Raw genomic sequence first — 722 nt, 5'->3', positions numbered from 1 at the left:
TCTTGAATGTTTACCTGTAGGGTAGCAGCAGCCTGCGTACCTCTTTGGCCAATGGCTCGGACTTTTCCCATGCGGCAGCTTCGTCATGAAGAGCATGTTGGTGGAACGCTCCACGATGGTGAGGATAGCGTGGTTGTAGCGGTCTACTATCAGATCCATCTCGAAATCCCCAAATCGTTTTCCGTTTGCTTCTTTGGGACGTTGATGAATACCGGTTCTGCCGGCAATGGGAAAAGCCTTGTGCCCGGTCTATGCCTGTATTTGAGCTTATGGCGTGTATGGCTCTCCAATTCCCCGGTCGTATCGGCATGTATGATATTGTAGATGCTTTGATGCGACACGTTAATGCCCTCTTTTTCAAAACCCCTGATATTTGCCGTGGAGACCATTGCTCCTCGATGATGATTTGTTTTATTCTCCATACCAGTTCAGGGGCAAGCGCAACATTGGAGGTGGAACGCTTTCGACGCTCCATAGCCTTGTCATGTGCCTTGAACCAAACATACTTACCTGACGGACTGCTGTTGCGTTTTAATTCACGGGAAAGCGTGGATTGACTGATGCCCACAATATGAGCAATCTCTTTTCTCGGACTTTTTCTTTGGAGTAAGGCAAAAATTTGCGACCTTTGCTCCGAGGTTAATTGTTTATACATAACAATACAAAGATAATTAATCTTAGGGAGTCCACAAAAAGGGCTCCTTTTTTTGTATTGCCGGTAT

1 protein-coding gene is annotated in these 722 nt (G+C 46.3%); it reads right to left on the bottom strand.

The genetic code is table 11. The features are described 5' to 3' along the window. Positions 1 to 10 precede the first annotated feature (10 nt). Entirely contained in the window at positions 11 to 655 is a 645-nt protein-coding gene (locus tag JCM15831_RS24140) for a transposase (protein ID WP_373277669.1), read from the bottom strand. Positions 656 to 722: the final 67 nt, after the last annotated feature.

Origin of the sequence: Asaia astilbis JCM 15831, from assembly GCF_000613845.1 — a bacterium.
Lineage (GTDB): Bacteria > Pseudomonadota > Alphaproteobacteria > Acetobacterales > Acetobacteraceae > Asaia > Asaia astilbis.
The sequence above is the reverse complement of the archived record's forward strand: the minus strand, read 5'-3'. Positions and strand labels throughout refer to the sequence as shown.

Excerpts from the sequence above, each read along its gene's own strand:
- JCM15831_RS24140 (WP_373277669.1), bottom strand. The coding sequence starts at position 655 with ATGTATAAACAATTAACCTCGGAGCAAAGGTCGCAAATTTTTGCCTTA.